Origin of the sequence: uncultured Campylobacter sp. (assembly GCF_938002845.1) — a bacterium.
GTDB lineage: Bacteria > Campylobacterota > Campylobacteria > Campylobacterales > Campylobacteraceae > Campylobacter_B.
Window position 1 is genome coordinate 35,198 of sequence record NZ_CALKZP010000047.1, and the last position, 18,441, is coordinate 53,638.

Below are 18,441 nucleotides of genomic sequence, written 5' to 3' on the forward strand. Positions count from 1 at the left end.
ATATAATTGCGCGATGAAATTTCTAAAATTTACGTTAAAAATCGCGCTATTTTGCGCATTTGCATTCGCTATGTTTTTGATCTTGGACGCGCTTTATCCGCTAAATTTGGATATGCTAAATAAGCAGAAGAGTAGAATTTTATATGACCGAAACGGAGAAATTTTAAATATGCAGATCAGCGACGATCAAATTTGGCGCTTCTACGCGAGCGCGGACGAGATACCGCCGCGGCTGAAACAAAGCGCGATCTACTTCGAAGATCGCTATTTTTACTACCATTTCGGCGTCAATCCAGCCTCGATCCTGCGCGCGGCTACGTATAATTTTACGCAAAATTTTACTAAAAAAAGCGAGGGTAACGTCGAGCGCGTCGGAGCCTCGACGATTACGATGCAGGTTGCGCGTATGATGCGCCCCAAACAGCGCAGCTACAAGAACAAAATCATCGAAATTTTCAACGCCTTTCAGCTGGAGTGGCACTTCAGCAAGGATGAAATTTTAGGAATGTATTTCAACCTCGCCCCATACGGCGGCAACATCGAGGGAGTCAAGACCGCGGCGTATTTTTACTTCAAAAAGGACCTGCGCGAGCTTAGCAACGCTCAAATCGCGCTTCTTAGCGTAATCCCGAAAAACCCGAACAAAAACCGCCTAGACCGCAGATCAAACATCAACGCGCTCAAAAACCGCCTAATTTCGCAGCTGCGAGAGGGCGGCGTGATCTCGCAGAGTGAGTACGAGCGCGCTCTTGCCGAGCCGTTTTCGCCCAGGCGCTACGCAGCGCCCAATTATGCGCCGCATTACGCGCTACTGGCGTTTAACAATTATAAAATGCAGAATTTTACCGCCAAAGATGACGTAAATTTCACTCAAAATTTAAAGCAGGGCGGCACGCCCGGCGCGACGACAGGGCAAGCAAGCTCGTCTACACGCCGAACCGCGGCGGGGGCAGAGTCAGATTTTTCGGACGCGGCGAGTGCCAAATCAGGCTTTACGGCTGCGACAAGGAGTGAGTCAAATTTATCAAATGCCGCAAACGCGAAGGCGGGAGCGGATTCGAAAGAAATGAATTCCAAAGAGGCGGATTTTAAAACAGACGCGCCAAAGAGTTTAAATTTTAGCGGACGAACGAGGCTAAATTTAAACGAGCGCGAAGGCGTAGAATCGCAGGAAGGCGCAAAACCGAATGAACCAAAAAGCGTAAAACCAAATGAACGAAAGAGCGCAAATTTAGATGAGCGGCGAGATTTAATTGATGTCGCACATCCGTCGCAAAACTCGCAAAGTCTAAATTTAAACGGGCAACGAGGCGCTGCGTATTCGCCGCAGAATTTTAGCGCAGATGCAAATTCAAATAAACGACAAACCGAGTATTTGCCGCAAAATCCGAGTGCGGATATAAATTTAAACAAGCGGCAGAATGTCGTCGGTACCGCACATCCGCATCAAAACTCGCAAAATCAGCAAAATCTAAATTTAAATAGTCGGCAAGATGCTGCGCATCCGCCGCAAAATCCGCAGGCAGATGCAAACTCTAGCGAGCGGCCGAGCGTAAATTTTGATCCGCAGGCAAATTCCATTTCAGACGCTAGTGCTCAGACGCATTTCGCTTCGTCGAACGCTAATGCTCAGACAGATTCTACTTCAGACGCCAAAATGCAGACGGATTCTGCTGCAAGCGCCGAATCGCGGGCAAATTCCGCTCCCAACGCCAAGGCGCGGGGAAATTTCGCAAATTCCGAAGCGAGCGCGCAGTCCAAAGAGCAAACTGCGCGAGCGCAGGAGCTTGCGCGTCTAAACGAGGGTAAAATTTATTCGAGCTTGGATCTAAAAACCCAGATCGCGCTTGAGGGTTTTTTGAAAAGCGAGATCCTCGCCCTACGCGACAAGGGCGTTAGAAACGGCGCCGCGGTGCTTATCGACAACGAAAGTATGAGCGTGATCGCCTATGTCGGCAGCCACGATTTTAGCGCCAATGATGGGCAAAACGACGGCGTGCGCTCACAAAAAAACGTAGGCTCGACGCTCAAGCCCTTCATCTACGCTAAAGCCCTTGAGCACGGGCTCATCACCCCTTCAAAGAAGCTGATCGACGCGCCGATAACCTTCGCGGGCTATGTGCCGCGCAACTACAACCAGGGGTTTTTGGGCGCGGTGAGTGCGACCGACGCGCTAAGTCTGAGCCTAAATATCCCCGCGGTGAAGCTAAATTTGATGCTGGGTGACGACGGGCTGTATGAGATGCTTAGCGGCGCGCATCTGGCGGAGTTTAGCAAGGATTATTACGGCGCAGGTATCGCGCTGGGCAGTATTTCGATGAGCCTAATGGATCTTGCTCGCCTTTACAGCGCGTTTGCAAATGGCGGCAAGCTGCGGAAGCTCGAAATAGCGGGCGCAGAGATCGGCGATGATGCCAAAATTTTAACCCCGCAGAGCGCCTACATCGTAACGCAGATGCTAAGAAACGCGCCGCGCTCCTATCTCGGCTCGGTGTGGCAAAATACCCTAAACGCGCCGCCGTTGATGTTTAAAACGGGTACGAGCGCCGATGCGCGCGATCTCTACACCGTCGCGCTCACGCCTAAATTTACACTCGGCGTCTGGCTGGGAAATTTCGACGGCTCCAAGACTAGAGATCTTAGCGGCGGTGTGAGTGCGGCGAAAGTGGCGTTTAATATGTTTGCCTTCCTCGATAAATCGGGCATGCTGGGCGAGGCGGAGTTTGCGCGTCCCACGGGCGTGAGCTTGCGGCGGGTATGCACCGACGCGTACCGCGAAAAGGAGTGCGCTCAAAGCGCCGATGATCTTACTATAGATGGGGTTGAGCCCAACGAGGAGTGCGAAATTTACGGCACGAGCGAGCTTTTTTATCTGCTAAAACACGGGCTGGTCGATCCGCAAAAGGTGCGCACAGGAAGGTGTGCGGCTAAATTTGCCGCCGTAAAGCCCGTACTAAACGACATCAACGCCAAAACCTACGAGACCGGCGCGGACGGCACGCTGCGGCTAAAGGTGCAGTGCACGGCGGTTTTCGGCGAGCGGGTATATATCAAGCTAAGCGGCGGTTCGCGGGAGTTTATAGCGCTAAATTCCACTGCGTTTACGGGGGAGAATTCCGCGGATTTGGATTCCAAGCATTCTAGCGCGGCGCAGCAAGATACTTTAAAGCAGAATTTAGCACAGCAAAATTTTGTAGAACAGAATTCTGCGGTACAAAATTCTATGCGACAAAATTTAGCGTTACAGAATGTAAAAACACAAAATCTTACGAAGCAAAATTCTGCGGGATGGAATTTTATAACTAAAAATCCAGCCACACGGAATTTGGCGTCGCAAAATTCTATCTTGCAAAATTCCACAGAGCAGAATTCGGAGGCTCAAAATTTCACAGAGAAAAATTTCACAGATCAAAATTCCTCGCAGCAAAATTCTGCGGCACGAGATTTTACCACGCAAAGCCTAGCGCCTGCAAATTCTAAAGTTAAAACGGGAGAATATTTTGCGCGCACTAACGGCGAGGCTTTTACGCTAAGTCTTGGAACAGGGGATTTTGAGCTTGGCTGTCTGGACGAAAATGCAAATTTCGCTAAAGCAAATTTTAGAGTAAATGAAAGAAAATAAAAGGTTAATTTGTATATAATTTCGTAAAATTTTTGCAAAGGAATTTTATGAAGACAAAACTACTAAGCGCAGCGCTATTTTGCGCTTTGGCTAGCTTTGCCGCGGGCGTAGAGATCAAATACGCTAGCGGGGCTTACGAGATTAGCGGGGTGGACGGCAGTGGATTTAGCGTCACGCAAAAGCAGATCTTAAAATGCACTCCCAAAATCACGGGCACCTACGAAAGCGTGAGCGAGAGCTCAATCAGGCTCTATCCAAAGCCGATGCTTAGCGCCGGGGTTAATTATTCGTGCGAGGCGCGCGGGGTGCGCTTTGAGTTCGAGACAGAGCCTTTTAGCACCGAGCATATCGCGATTCTGCGTCCGGGGCTAGTGGCAATTAAATTTAACGATGCGGTTAGCAAGGACGTGCTACAGCAAGCGACTAGAATTTACCGCGCGCAGAATTTAGCCCAAAACGACATATCCTACGAGCTTAGCTCGCACGATGATCGGAATTTTTTATTCAGCTTCGATCCTAAGGCGCAAAACGTCGTATTGCAAATAGAATCCCTCACCTCAAAAGCGGGCGCAAAGCTACAAAATCCGGTGGAGCTGCGCACGGACGAGGAGCCTTTTAATGATAGCATTAACGCTTCAAATTTAAGCGGCGTGCAGATCCGCCCTGCGGCTCTAAAAGACGGCTCGCTCGCGGCTAGAGTGTGTTTTCCTAACTATATGGACGAGCTGTCCGCCAAATACGTAAGAATCGCAGGCGTGAGTAAATTTAGCCTCACTCAGCCGCGATATTATTATTATGACGAAGATGAAGAGGATGGCGAAAGCGACGATCCTTCATGCTACTACTATGCAGATATAGTAAGCGACGAGTTTATGCCGAATAAAAGCTACGAGATTAGGCTGCTAAAGGGCTTCGGAGATAGCTCATATATTTTGCGTGACGAGATAAAACAAAGCGTAAAAATGGGCGACAGGCTGCCTTTCGTAGCCTTTAGCGACGAGAAAAATTTCATCCCAAAATCCGCTTCGTTAGCTTTTAAAAGCTCAAACGTAAATGAGGTTAAAATTTCGATTGCCAAAGTCCCTGAGCAAAATTTTAGGTATTTTTTAAACTTTGAAAGCAACGAAGATAGCGTAGGTGGGTTAGCTAGCGAGATCGCGGTTAAGAGCTTTGATATAGGAGGCGCTAAAAACGCCGTCGCGGAGCATAAAATCGCGATGGATTTTAAAGGCTATGAGGATGGAATTTATAAAATCACGGCGTTTTACAAAGTGGGCGAAAAGATGCAAGAGATTTCGCGCGTAGCTTATCTTAGCGACATTACGGCTCAAGTGGTGCTGCTTGAGCGCGGTGCGCTAATTTATACTTCTAGGCTTAGTAATGGCGAGGAGCTAAGTAGAGCGAAGGTTAAAATTTACAGTGATAAAAACGAGCTAATCGTAGAGGATAAAACGGACGGAGATGGAATTTTAAGATTAGAAAATATGGAAATTCTAGCCAAAAATCCGCGCTCTATCGAGATTAGTAAAGGCGATGAGCATGCGTTCGTGCTATTTAATAACGCCGTAGCAAGCGTCGAGAAAACGATTACTGCAAAGCGTCCGTTTGTTTATCTCGCGAGTGAGCTGATAAGCCCGAATGAGCGGCTTTTAGGCACGATCGTGATGAAAAATCGCGATTTTAGCTCTTTAAAAAATACGCCGATTAAATTTAAAATTTACGATCCTAGCGGCACTGCGGTCATCACGCGCGCGCAAAACACCGATGAGTTCGGCAGCGTTAAAATAGACGAGCTGATGGGTGAAAAAAGCGGCACTTACCGCCTGGATCTCATCTATGAGGATAAAATCATCGCTTCTAAAAACTTCAGCGTAGAAAATTTCGTCCCAAACCGCATTAAAAATGAAATTCTCACTGCCAAAGATGAATACGGCGCAGATGAGATCATAACTTTAAAGCTAAGCTCAAACTATCTTGCAGGCGCGCCGGCTGGAGATTTGAAAGGCTCGCTTGAAGCAAACGCCTATGAAAAAGAGCTGAAAATTAAAGGCTACGAGGGCTTTTCGTTTCTAAACGATCGCTTAAAGAAAAAGGGCGCTACGCAGCTTCGCAGGGCGGAATTTACACTAAGCCCCGCCGGTAAAAAGGAGCTTGCACTCTCGCCGGCAGCAGCTGATCTTAATGTCTCTAACGCCATAAATATTCTACTAAATTTCAGCGTAACCGAGGAGGGCAAAAACGTAAGTGCATATCGCAACCTGAGCTATCTGCCTTATGATCGTATCGTAGGAATTCGCGCGAGCAAGGATTTTATTTCAAGCGGAGATAGCGTAAAATTCGGCTTTGCGCTGCTAGATTCCAAAACCAAAACCGACGTTAAAGGCAAGATCGACGTTGAAATTTACCGCGACGATTTTACTTACGTTTATGACGGCAACAGATACGTCGAGCAAGAAAGCTTTAATCTCGTAAGCGCCGTTAGCACCGATGCGCGCGAGTTTGAGTACAAATTCCAAAACGGCGGCAATTATCTAATCGTCGCAAACGATTACTCAAGCGGCGCAAGTGCTGGCGTGCGCGTGGACGTAAGCGGCTGGGGATATTATGGACGGGTAAACGCTAAAGACGTTCAAAGCGCTAAAATCAAACTCGCAAGCGACAAGGTTAAAGCCGGAGATAAAATTAAAGGCGTCATCAATTCTCCGGTAGAAAGCGGCGTGCTAAATATCTCGCTCGTAGGCGAGCAGGTTTACGACTATAAAATTCTATCCATAAAAGGCGGTAGCGCGGAATTTGAGCTTAGCGTGCCGGAGAATTTCGTCGGCGGACACATCAACGCTGTAATCGCGCGCGCCGCGACACCCGCTGCAATGCCGCTTAGAGCCTATGCAAACGTGCCGATGGCGCTAGATGCGGGCTCGCACAAGGCTAACGTGCAAATCCTAGCCGAGAAAAGCTACAAAAATGGGCAAAACGCGCAGATCAGCGTAAAAAGCGAGCCAAATTCCAAAGTCATACTCTACGCGGTCGATCTTGGAATTTTAGATATCGTCTCACAAGAGGAACTTGATGCATTTAAGGCGTTTGACGTTAGCGCGTATTTTGCGTTGCGATACTTCGACATTTACGACGATCTTAGCGTGTATCAAACTACTGCTAAAGAGCTAAGCTTCGGCGGCGACGGCATTATGGCAAAAGCTAAACGAAATTTAAGCCCGGTCGAAAACAAAAAGCAGAAAAAATTTATCAAAATGCTGATCGCAAAAGCGGATGCAAACGGCGAGGCGAAATTTGAGCTTGCGATGCCGAAAAATTTCAACTCAACGATCCGACTAAGCGCCATGGCTATCGGAGAGACGGCTACGATTGGCTCGGCAAACGTCGAAGCCAAGGTCCGAGACGACGTGATCATAAAGCCCGCCGATCTAACCTACATGGTGCGCGGCGATGAAATTTCCGTGCCGCTTACGCTCATCAATACGACTGATAAAGAACAAAAGGCGGTCTTGAAGATCAGCTCATCTCCTTCGGTTGCTATAAGCGGCGGTGAGGCAAATTTCACGCTCAAACCGCTTGAGGTCAAGCATACGAACTTCACCGCGAGCGCGCTTGATATTGCAGATGCAAATATTAAATTTGATCTTGACGCAAATGGGCAGAAATTTAGCAACGATGTAGAATTTGACATAATCAGCCAGTTCCCGCGCTCAAAGATATTTCACGTAAGCTATGGCGATAAGCCGGTAACGCTCAAAATCGATCCGAGCTATAAAGAAATTTATACTCACATCAGCGCTACGCCTAATGCTTTTAGCCTAGCGGACGAGCTATATCTCTATCCTTACGGCTGCACCGAGCAGCTTACTTCAAAGATGGTAGCGGTTGATTATGTCGCACGCAAAGACTCCAATAAAACCTTAACCAACCGCGTAAACGAGTATGCAAGTAGAATTTTATCTCGTCTCAAACCTAGCGGCAGTTTCGGCTACTGGAGTGCTCACGGCGTTACTAATTACTACGCTTCGATTTACGCAAGCGACGTTTTACTAGAGCTTGACGCGCGCTATAAATTCCTTAGCAATAAGCAAAGATCGCTGATATTTAGCGCCTTAAAATCAGACTACGAAGATCAAGCGACGCTTCGAATATACGCGGATTTCGTGCTAGATCAATACGGCAAGCTGGATGATGATGAGATAAATTTCATTTACGACAACGGCCTTTATGATAACTCGCCGATGGCTCGCATTGCTATGGCTGCGATACTTAAAAAGCACAATATGACGACCGAGTTTAACTTCATGCGTGAAAAAATAAACCAAATGGATTATGATTACGCCGAAGACGGAGCGGGCTTGACCTTTGCCAGCGACATAAGAGACGCCGCCTTTAAGCTCTACGCATTCGGCAAGGTTGGCATCAAAGATGATAGCACGGCTCGCACGGTCGATGCGATCATTCGCGATCTAAAAAATATAAACAATACGCAGGAGCGAGCAAGCGTAATACGCGGATTCGATGCGTATTTTAAGGACGCGAAAAAAGATATTAGCTTTGCTTTGAAATACGACGGCGAGACGAAAAATTTTAATTCGCCGCTGGATACCAAGCTTGCGGTTAAAGACGGCTCGATAGAATTTACGCCGATGAGCGGCAACGGCGAGCTGTTTTTTACGGTGCTGGGATTTGGATATGAAAGCGCTGCGGTCAAACACAATCCGCTTAGCATAAATAGACCGTTTGATAACGACCGAGATAAGAAGGTTGAAATTTATCGCGAGTTTCTCGATGCTCGCGGCAACATAGTCGATCTAAACAAGCTTAAAGTAGGGCAGAAAATTTACTCTAAGATCAGCTGGCGAGCAAATTATTATCTTTATAATTTCGTAATCGATGAGGCTATGCCTAGCTGCTTTGAAGCGGTCAATGAGCGCCTGGGCTCGGCTGCGCAGACTAGAGTCGAGGGCATGCAAGATAGCGTGGCACTAGAACACACGGAGTATCTGTATGACCGAGTGCTTCGCTTCCCAAAAAGCGGCTATTTCTATTATGATCCGCGAGACGGAGAGAATAGCAGCGGCGTCATCTATACTCCGATAAACGTGATTATGGCTGGCTCGTGCGCGCTTCCTGCGATCTCTATCGAGGATATGCAATACGAGCAGGTAAATAACTACGATCTGCAAACGCTTAAATTTAAAGTCGCTCGCTAAGGGCTTAGCGATTTTAAGGCTCGGCGCGGATTTTGCATTAATTGCGATTTTCGCGCCGAGCTCTTTTATGCTCGACAGATATTTGTAAACGAACGCCTGATAAAATTTTAAAATTTCAATTCCGCTCGCCTGCCGAATTTCAAAATTTTATATCAACGCCCATATTTTATAGCTTTTTACTATCTATTTATAACGTTATTCTATTTGACTTACCTTTAAATTCGAGTTATCATTTCTTTTAAATATACACTTTTAATTAAAGGAGTTGCAAATGCAAGACGTATCAAGACGTAGTTTTTTAAAGATTGGCGCAGTGGGTGCGGGGGCACTTGCGCTGGGAGCTAGTAGCGCGTGCGCGGCACAAAACGCCAAGGATGTCAAATTTGACGAGGAATACGACATCGTCATCATCGGCACCGGTTTTGCGGGACTTGCCGCGGCGATTAAAGCCAGCGGACGCGGTAAAAAGGTGCTAGTGCTCGAAAAGATGGGTCGCGCGGGCGGAAATTCCGTCATCAACGGCGGAAATATGGCTGCTCCGATGAATAAATTTCAAGTAGCGCAGGGCATCAAAGATAGTAAGGAGCTTTTTATCGCCGATGCCGTAAAAGACGGGTTAGGGCTTAACCACACCGATCTTTTAGGCGTGATGTTTGATCGCAGCAACGATGCGGTGGATCTTTTGGTAGGCTGCGGAGCGGAGTTTAGCGATAAGTTGATCTTTGAAAGCGGCCACAGCGTCGCAAGAAGCTTGCAATCAACCAACGGCTCGGGCTCTGGCTACATCCAGCCGATGATGAACAAGCTTCAAAACGATTCCAATGTCACGATCAAGACCCGCACGAAATTTGACGATTTTATCGTAGACGATAGCGGCCGCGTCGTGGGCGTAGAAGCGCGCGAGGAGTATAAATTTGATCCAAAGCTCTTTAGCGACGATTTGGAAAATAAAAGCGGCGAGAAAAAGAGTTACAAAGCCAAAGACGGCGTTTTGCTAGCCTCGGGCGGATACGGGCGCGATCTATGGTACCGCCAGATCCAAGATCCGCGTGTAGTACCTACGATAGACAGTACCAACCATCCGGGAAGCTCGGCAGGAGCGATGCTTGCGGCAAATAGAATCGGCGCTTTTACCCTTCTAACATCGTGGATTCAGTTCCTTCCATATTGCTCGCCCGACGAAAAGGGCTTCGGCGCTGCAGTAAATTTCACCAACCACTGCTGCAACACCTACGGTCTAACCGTCGATCCAAAGACCGGCAAACGCTTTATGGACGAGCACGCAGGGCGCAAGATCAAGGCGGACGCCTGCTTTAAGGTTATCGGCGAGAGCGAGAAAAACGACAACTATCCGGTAAACGTCTGCGACTCTCAAGCCGTCGCCGCGCGTAATCCGGTCTATACATCAAGGCCTTTAGAAGCGGGCGTCGTGAAGAAATTTGACACGCTAGAGGAGCTTGCGAAGGCTTACAACCTGCCGCTGGAGCCGTTTTTAAAGACCGTCGCGGATTATAACTCTTACGTCAAAGCCGGTAAAGATCCGGAATTTGGCAAGGTTGTCGATAAGCTGGACGGCATCGACGTTTCCAAGCCGCCGTTTTACGCAAGCCGCACGATGCCGAAGGTGCACCACACGATGGGCGGACTTGAGATCAACACCAAAGCTCAAGTCATCTCAAGCCTTAATCACGAGCCGATCCCAGGGCTTTGGGCTGCGGGCGAGGTAACCGGCGGCGTGCACGGCGCGAGCAGGCTCGGAACCTACGCGATCCTTGATTGTATGGTTTTTGGAATGATCGCTGGCGAAACAATCGGGGCTTAAATTTAACGCCCGCGAAATTTCGGCACGAAGTAGCCATACATGCTTTGCGCCGAAACGCTTGATGTACGAAGGACTCACGCGAAGTAGGACACATCACAATCCGTAAATCCTACGTAGAGCGGCGGCAGGGTCTGTCGCGGTTTACAAGGCTAGGTACGTGAAGCAGTAAAATGCGTACAGCATAAAAGGCTTTGTTGCCCAAGTCGTAACGCCTAAGGACGAGAGTGCGTTCGCCGCCCGCGGCGGCGCGACGGTAAAATTTCAAATCATAAAATTTTAAAATTTCATAACGCGGGAGTTTTAAATTTTGTAGCGCCAAAACTCTGCGGCGTCGCCCGAGTCTGCGCTGCGTAAGCCCTGTTTTGTGCGTATCGCGCACACTAGGTAAAAGCTAAATTTAAACGCCGCTTTTATGACGCCGTAGCGGCATGAGTGCACGATCAAATTTTAAAATTTCATGCGCATTTTGCGTAAAATTTCATCTATTTAACAATCAACGACGCTAAATTTCGCTAAAATTCGTCACATAAAGTACGCTTGGGGGGCGGGCATGATAGCGATCTATTTTAGCGCCACGGGCAACACGAAGCACTGCGTGGATAGGCTCATCGCTCATCTTGGCGGCGTTTGCGTCTCGATCGAGAGCAAGGCTTGCAATGAGCTTTTAAAGCACCACAATGACGTTATCTTGGCATATCCCGTCTATTTTAGCGACCTGCCGCGTATCGTGCGCGACTTCCTCTACCGAAACGGCGCGAGCTTTAGCGGCAAAAACGTATTCATCCTCGCTACGATGGAGATCTTCAGCGGCGACGGGGCAGGGTGCGCGGCTAGAATTTTAAAACAATTCGGCGCAAACATAACGGGCGGCGCTCATATCAAAATGCCCGCGTTCATCCTCGACGTGGCGATTTTTGGCTACTCGCAAGCGAAAAACGAGCGCATAATCAAAGAGGCGGACGCTAAAGTCAGACGCGTTGTGGAGGCGCTTAGCGCAGGCCGTCCGCCGCAAGAGGGGCTGAGCGCGCTTTGTCGTATCGCAGGGTTTTTAGGACAGCGGCTTTGGATGAAAATTTGGGACAAAAGCCCCTTTGCTAAGCGCAAGCCGAGCCTCGATCCATCGCGATGCAGCGGCTGCGGGGCTTGCGTCAAGCCCTGCCCGATGCGTAACATAAAGCTCGCTTGCAAAAAGGCGCAATTCGGCGATGAGTGCACGCTTTGCTACAGGTGCGTAAATATATGCGAGCACAAGGCGATTACGATCCTAGGCAGGGCGAAAAATTTAGAAAAGTCCATTGCCGCAGACTTGTGAGGACGAGCTCATACCATGCAAGCTAGCAATCAAATGCGTAAAAACGGGCGAGGAAATTTTACTTTTTGATAGCACTGCGCACGGCTAAAGCGCGATGTCTTACAACGAATATGGCGCAGGAAAAGTAACTCGTCGCGAGCTAGTGAAATTTAACCTACCGCTGTGCAAGATCCGCGTAAAATTTGGCTATAGCACCCACTACGACTACGAGACCGACGAGCGCGGTAGTAGGGTCATACTAATAAACGGCGGGGCTGCCTCGCGTAACAGGAGGTTAAGGCAAACGGCTTTGATTATATCGCCGTAAGCTACGAGGACGAAGCAGGCAAAAATACAAAATTTCGCTTATGTAGGCGGCCTTAAATCTCAGTCCGTCTTTTTTTTGCTCCGTATTTAAATTTTTACTCGGTCGCTAGATACTCCTAAATTTAAATTCTCTAGAGCCGAATGTGGCGTCTTAGAATTTTAGCAAAGGTTTATTCTGTAATACTGCGCCGTGAAATTTCAGCGAAGGCTTATTTTGCCGCATACCTCAAAATTCTTAAATTACCCGCGCCGGCCCACTTAAGCTCTAAAGCGCTTGCCTTATCACTTCGCCCAAGGATAAAATGCTGCGCCTTGCCTTATTAATTCGCCGCGGAATTTCGCGGTAAAACTAAATTTTAAAATTTGGCCCATTTAAATTTAAAAGCGCACGACTATCGCAAAAATCATCCGATATTATTGGCGACGCCGGCCTAATTTTAAAATTACACCATCGCCCCTATATACGGCTATAGTCGTTAAATTTTAAGCAACAATAGGCGATAAAATTTTAAGAATTTCGCCGCCCAGCATTTCTTTACGCCACCAAGCCCACAAAACTGCCTAAACCTTCTTAAACTCCACGCTAAATTTGCTTCCGCGTCCTACTTCGCTACGCAGCGAAATCTGCGCATTATGGATCTTTGCGATTTGCGAGGCGATGGCTAGCCCGAGCCCCGCGCCACTATTTTGCTCGCGATTTCTGGAACGCTCGATTTGATAGAGCTTGTCCCAAATTTTATTTTGCAAAGCAGGCTCTATGCCCTCTCCATCGTCGCTTATGCTAAGTTCGCACGCGTCTGCACTGACGCAAAGCTCTAAAACGACGCTGCTGCGCGTAAATTTTAAAGCATTGCTTAAAAGATTGTTAATCAGCCTGATCAAAAGCAGCTCATCGCCGTTTACGCGCACGCCCTTAGCTATCTGCGAGCTAAAACTTAGCCCTTTTTGTGCGCACAAAAGTTGAAAGTCTTGCGCGCACTCGCTTGCGATCTTACTTAAGCTTGCGGGTACCAAACACACGCCGCGCTGCAAGCGGGCAAGCTCTAAAATCTGCTCTATTAGCGCCGAAATTTTACGCGCTTGATTGTTGATGACGACGAGACTCTCCTTTGCCTCGCTCGCGTCTTGCTCGTAGGCTAGGGCGTAGTCGCTTTGAGCCAGTATGACGGCAGCGGGCGTACGCAGCTCATGCGAAAGGTCGGCGCTTAGCTGCCGCTCGCGCTCAAACGCGCTTTGCAGCGATGCTAGCATTTCATTAAACGTAGCTGCGAGCGCGCTTAGCTCATCCTTGCCTCGCGGTAGTTCTATTCGCCGCGTAAAATCGCCGCTAGCTCCGATCTCGCTAGCTGTACACGACATAGTGCGCACGGGCTTAAACGCTCTTTTTATGATCGCGTAGCCGCCGTAGATGACTAGCACTACAAATAGCGGCGATAGGATAAGAGCTATCAGCATCACGCGCTTCATCGCAAGCTCAAACTCGCTAACTGCGATGACGCCGCGTATCCATGCACTGCGCCCTTTGATCTGCGCGTCGTAATAGAAAAACTCGTCGTCATCAAGCTCCACCTCGCGCGCGCCTTGAGGCGAAAGCGGCGACGCAGGATCGAAGCCTTTAGGCACAAACCCTGCGATCACGCCGCCTTTCCCGTCATGCTCGTAGAAAAATACACCGTCATCAAAGCTGTTAAATTTTCCCTCGCGCGCGGCTTTTTGCACTAGACGGGCAAGCTTTTTTTGGCTGACGGAGCTTCCTGATACTTCGTCTAAAATATATCCGCAAATGCCGATAATAGCGCCTGCAAGTGCCAAAATAAATACGCTGTAATAAAGCGTCACACGCAGGCTGATAGGTAGCGCGCGTGAGCTAAAATTCTCCTTAGCGGTTGTAAATACTCTAGATAAAACTTGAGCAAAATTTTGTATTGTGATTTTAGACGCGAAATTTTGTTCTTGACTTTGCGCGAGGACGCTATTAGAATTTTGCGCTAGATCAGGCGTTGCGCTTGTAACAGAAAAATTTGGCGCGGAATTTGATGCCGGATTTTGCGTGGAATTCCGTTTAAAATTTGACGCCTGGCTTTGAGTAGAATTTAGCGTCTGGTTTAACTCGATATTTTGCGTGGGATTTTTCTTGCGGCTTTTCTTTAAACACGCAAAATTATGCGTAAAATTCTGTTTAAAATTTCGCACGAATTTTAATATGAAAAGCGCCGTAGTGACAAAAATCTGCTTCGCAATCGCCGAAATTTTGATACAAATCTTGCTATTTTGCCACGACATAGCCAAGCCCTCGCTTCGTTTCTATTATATCGCCGTGCTCGCCTAGCTTTTTGCGGATATTTTTGATTAAAACATCGATAACATTTGAGCTTGCTTCGCCGCTAAAATCCCAAATGCTCTCGCCGATTTGTTCGCGGCTTAAAATCGCACCGCGATTTAGCATCAAAAGCTCTAAAATTCTATATTCCTTACCCGTTAGCTCCACTACCTCACCCGCGCAGACGACCGATTTTTTGCTTAGATTTAGGCACACTTGCCTTATGATAATTTCGTTATCCGCAGTAGCGTTTTTGCGCCTGATAATTGCGCGAAGCCGCGCCAAAAGCTCACGAAAATCAAAGGGCTTAACCATATAATCGTCTGCGCCCAGATCAAGCCCTGCGATGATATCTTCTTTGGCGTCCCGCGCAGTTAAAAATAAAACCGGCGTGCCCAGTCCGCGTGCCCGCGCCGCCTTCAAAAACTCAAAGCCGTCCATCACGGGCATCATCGCATCAAGCACGATAGCGTCATATTTCGCGACATCCAAAAACTCTAGCGCTTCCTTGCCGCAAAAGGCGCAATCTACGCTGTAGCCGTCCTTTTTCAGACATTTTGCGATGATTTGATTTAGATCTTTTTCATCCTCGACAAGTAAAATTCTCAAAGTGCTCCTTTAAAATTTTGCTAATTCTAATCCGCCATTTTAGCCAAAAACGTATAAATTTTGCGGCGCCTTGGATGTGTAAACCTGCTCGCTTTATGCACCACTAAATTTCAGTAGCGTTGGGAGCTGCGCTAATTCGCAGGCGCCTTTTGCCTAGCTCTAATCTCGCTTGCCTTTTTATCCGCTACGCTTCCTAACCGCCCTAAAAAATTTAGTGCGCCTGCTGCGATATTTAGCGCAAAAAGCCCAAATCCTACGCAGCCAAGCTTGAAATTTTGCTTAGCGATTTCGCGTTTGCAGTGGCTGCAAAGCACTGGCTTGCAAGAATTACAAACCTCCGCGCAGCTTGCTGCGCTGGCAGAATCTCGCGCGCTTGCGAAATTACTTGTATCAGAAAAATTTTGTGTATCGGCGAAATTTTGCTCGCTAGTGAAATTTCGTACACTTGATAAGTCTTGCGTCTGCAAAGAATTCCGCTCGTCCTTATAATCTTTCGCATCCGCAGAAATTTTTTGATTTTCGCAACATTCCACGCTGGAAAAATCTTTAGAATTTTGCTCGCAGGGCGCGAGATTCCGCTCGCTTGTTTCGCTTGCTAAATTTGCCGAAAAATCCTGCGCATTTTCATCTAAATTTTTAGCTGCGTCTGCATTTTGGGCACCATAGTCAACGTTTTCGTTTATGCTAAAATCCATAGCGTTCAAAGCCTCACTAGTTTGGGCGGAGTTATCTGCTCCACCCTTTAAGCTTTGATTTTTCATCTCACGCCTTTGCTTATTTTTGACGCTGCGAGATCTGCTCGCCCGTAGCAGCGTCGATTAGCACCTCTTTTTTGCTCATGCCTTGGCGCAGTTTCACTTCGTATGCAGGCTTACCGCCGTTACTTTTTAAATCAACCTCGCGAAAATCCCAGCCGGCGTTTGCGCTAAGTGCTTTGGCGCGAGCGTCTGCGGCACTGATTTTGACCTGCGAATAATCAATTTTACTAGGCTTTAGCTTCTTTTGCGTTTGAGTCTTTAAAATTTCGCCGCTTTGAGCGTCGATTTTGATCTCGTTTTCGCTACCTTCTTTATGCGACTCGATCTCATAGACGAGCCTTCCGTGCTCATCGTCGATTTCTACGCTTTTTATAGTCGCGTCACCAAAGTTTTGCTGTGCGATCCCTATCGCTTGATCGAATGAAACTTTAGCATCTTTTTCGCTAAAGTTTCCTGCGTTTAATGCGCCTACAAGGGCGAATGTAGCGGCGAGCGCGCCTAAAGCTTTAAGATTTTTCATCTTTAATCCTTTTGATTTTATTTCCAAATTTTATTTTGGATGGCGCAATTTTAAAATTCCAAGATGAAGCTAAGATGAATACGCGCGGAATTTTAAAATTTCACAAAAATTTTGCTGCGATTTGTGAGATACGAAGCGCGGAATTTCCGAGTATTTACCAAAACGCCGTAAAATTCCAACTTGAAATTTTATCTCAAGGAACGCTTCGTGCCTAGCTTTTTTAAAAATCCGTCGCAGCAGAAACTTATTTTTCTAAGCTCGCTTGCTTTTGTGGCGTTTTTTAACTTCTCGTTTTTTAAAAATATCATAAATGCCTACGGAATCTCGGGGCTAAATTTTATCTATCTTGTCTGCGACGCGGCGGCTTTGATCGCTTTTTTGACGCTATTTTTTACGATTTTTAGCTCGCGCTATACAACCAAGCCGATTTTGATGATCTGCTTTTTTATTTCGTCGTTTACGGCATATTTTATGGATAGCTATAACGTCGTAATCGATTCGGAGATGATCCGTAACGCAGCCCAAACGAACTTTGCCGAATCAGCGGATCTTTTCAGTCTGCGACTGGCGATTTACGTGCTGGTGCTGGGCGTCTTACCCTGCGTGCTGATTGTTCGCTCGCGCGTTAGCTACCGTCCGCTTAAATTTGAAATTTTAGCTAAGCTCAAAGTAGCGGGCATTTGCATAATAATCATCGCGGCGCTGCTTTTTGGATTTAGCAAATACTACGCGTCGTTTTTCAGAGAGCATAAAATTTTACGCAGCTACGCAAATCCCGGATATTGGATCTACAGCGGCGTTAAATTTGCCGCAAAATCTAAAAAGCAGGGCTCACAGCCTCTGATGCAAATCGCTACGGACGCGCATATCGATGAAAATTCTACAAGCTCAAAAAAGCTCGTCGTCGTAGTCGTGGGCGAAGCGGCAAGAGCGGATAGATTTTCGCTAAACGGCTACGAGCGAGATACTAATCCGCTACTAGCCAAAGAGCAGGGTGTCGTAAGCCTAAGCAATACCCATTCTTGCGGCACTTCGACGGCGCAAAGCGTGCCGTGCATGTTTTCGCTGCTAAATCGCGAGGAATTTAGCGTCGAAAAGGCTGCGGAGGAGCAAAACGTATTAGACATACTAAACCGCGCTGATGACATGGCGATTTTGTGGCGCGATAACAATTCCGATTCCAAAGGTGTGGCGCTGCGCGTGAAATATCAGGATTTTAAAATTCCGCAAAATAATCCGATCTGCGACGTAGAGTGCAGGGACGAGGGGATGCTTGCGGGGCTTGATAAATTTATCGCCGAAAACGCGGGCAAAGATGTATTAATCGTGCTGCATCAGATGGGCAATCACGGGCCTGCATATTTTAAGCGCTATAAGAAAGAATTTGAAAAATTTAGCCCCGTTTGCCGCGATAACGAGCTTGAGAACTGCTCGCAGCAAGAAATTTCAAATGCCTACGATAACGCGATTTTATACACGGATTATTTTTTAAGCAAGGTTGTAGAATTTTTAAAACCATATTCTAAGACGTACGAAACGGCGATGATCTATATGAGTGATCACGGCGAGAGCCTCGGCGAGGGCGGCGTTTATCTGCACGGCATGCCCTATCTTTTCGCTCCCGAGGCGCAAAAGCATATCGGTGCGATTGTTTGGCTAGGTGAGGGAAAAATGCGCGAAAGATACGATCTAAGCGCACTTAAATCGCATAAGGACGACGCTTTTTCGCACGATAATCTTTTTCACACGCTGCTTGGAATTTTTGAAGTAGATACCAAGGTGTATAACAAGGATTTGGATATTTTAAATGGAGTGAAAAATTAGAATTTCGCTCTAAATTCCGTCGTAAATTGTGAGTGAAATTTTAGCAATAAAAAATTCTATTGGCAAAATTCTAATTTAAGCTTAGTTTGAAATTTTACCTAAACTTGAGCAAAATCTGCTCTAAAATTTTTTATG

The 18,441-nt window shown here is 47.3% G+C and carries 10 protein-coding genes; 6 read left to right on the forward strand and 4 right to left on the reverse strand.

Going from position 1 to position 18,441, the window contains the following annotated elements; translation table 11 throughout:
* Window positions 1–13 precede the first annotated feature (13 nt).
* From Q0224_RS06970 to Q0224_RS06990, 5 genes are all read left to right on the forward strand, one after another.
* Window positions 14–3,622, forward strand: coding sequence for a transglycosylase domain-containing protein (locus Q0224_RS06970; protein ID WP_297950122.1), 3,609 nt, complete (start codon window positions 14–16; stop codon window positions 3,620–3,622).
* A 47-nt stretch (window positions 3,623–3,669) separates the two neighbouring features.
* Window positions 3,670–8,835: an alpha-2-macroglobulin family protein gene (locus Q0224_RS06975; protein ID WP_297950124.1), complete on the forward strand. Its 5,166-nt coding sequence runs from the start codon at window positions 3,670–3,672 to the stop codon at window positions 8,833–8,835.
* Between the two features lie 271 nt (window positions 8,836–9,106).
* Window positions 9,107–10,657 carry a flavocytochrome c gene (locus Q0224_RS06980; RefSeq protein ID WP_297950126.1) on the forward strand — a complete coding sequence of 517 codons (1,551 nt, stop codon included), beginning with the start codon at window positions 9,107–9,109 and terminating at the stop codon, window positions 10,655–10,657.
* Between the two features lie 550 nt (window positions 10,658–11,207).
* A complete protein-coding gene (locus Q0224_RS06985) occupies window positions 11,208–11,969 on the forward strand; it encodes an EFR1 family ferrodoxin (RefSeq protein ID WP_297950127.1) in 762 nt (253 codons plus the stop codon).
* 94 nt (window positions 11,970–12,063) lie between these two features.
* Complete coding sequence (locus Q0224_RS06990) at window positions 12,064–12,276, forward strand: hypothetical protein (protein ID WP_297950129.1); 213 nt, start codon at window positions 12,064–12,066, stop codon at window positions 12,274–12,276.
* Between the two features lie 560 nt (window positions 12,277–12,836).
* Here Q0224_RS06990 and Q0224_RS06995 read toward each other — a convergent pair.
* The 4 genes from Q0224_RS06995 to Q0224_RS07010 form a co-directional block, all read right to left on the reverse strand.
* Entirely contained in the window at window positions 12,837–14,558 is a 1,722-nt protein-coding gene (locus Q0224_RS06995; RefSeq protein WP_297950130.1) for a HAMP domain-containing sensor histidine kinase, read from the reverse strand.
* Window positions 14,542–15,204 carry a response regulator transcription factor gene (locus Q0224_RS07000; RefSeq protein WP_297950131.1) on the reverse strand — a complete coding sequence of 221 codons (663 nt, stop codon included), beginning with the start codon at window positions 15,202–15,204 and terminating at the stop codon, window positions 14,542–14,544. Before Q0224_RS07000 ends, Q0224_RS06995 begins: the two co-directional genes overlap by 17 nt.
* Window positions 15,205–15,335: 131 nt before the next feature.
* The gene (locus Q0224_RS07005) at window positions 15,336–15,965 is read right to left on the reverse strand and encodes a hypothetical protein (RefSeq protein ID WP_297950132.1); all 630 of its coding nucleotides are present in this window, start codon (window positions 15,963–15,965) and stop codon (window positions 15,336–15,338) included.
* Between the two features lie 13 nt (window positions 15,966–15,978).
* Window positions 15,979–16,482 (reverse strand): PepSY domain-containing protein, encoded by a 504-nt coding sequence (locus Q0224_RS07010; RefSeq protein WP_297950133.1) that lies wholly within the window; start codon window positions 16,480–16,482, stop codon window positions 15,979–15,981.
* Between the two features lie 207 nt (window positions 16,483–16,689).
* Here Q0224_RS07010 and Q0224_RS07015 point away from each other — a divergent pair, with 207 nt between their 5' ends.
* Window positions 16,690–18,306, forward strand: a complete 1,617-nt coding sequence (locus Q0224_RS07015; RefSeq protein WP_297950134.1) for a phosphoethanolamine transferase — start codon at window positions 16,690–16,692, stop codon at window positions 18,304–18,306.
* Window positions 18,307–18,441: the final 135 nt, after the last annotated feature.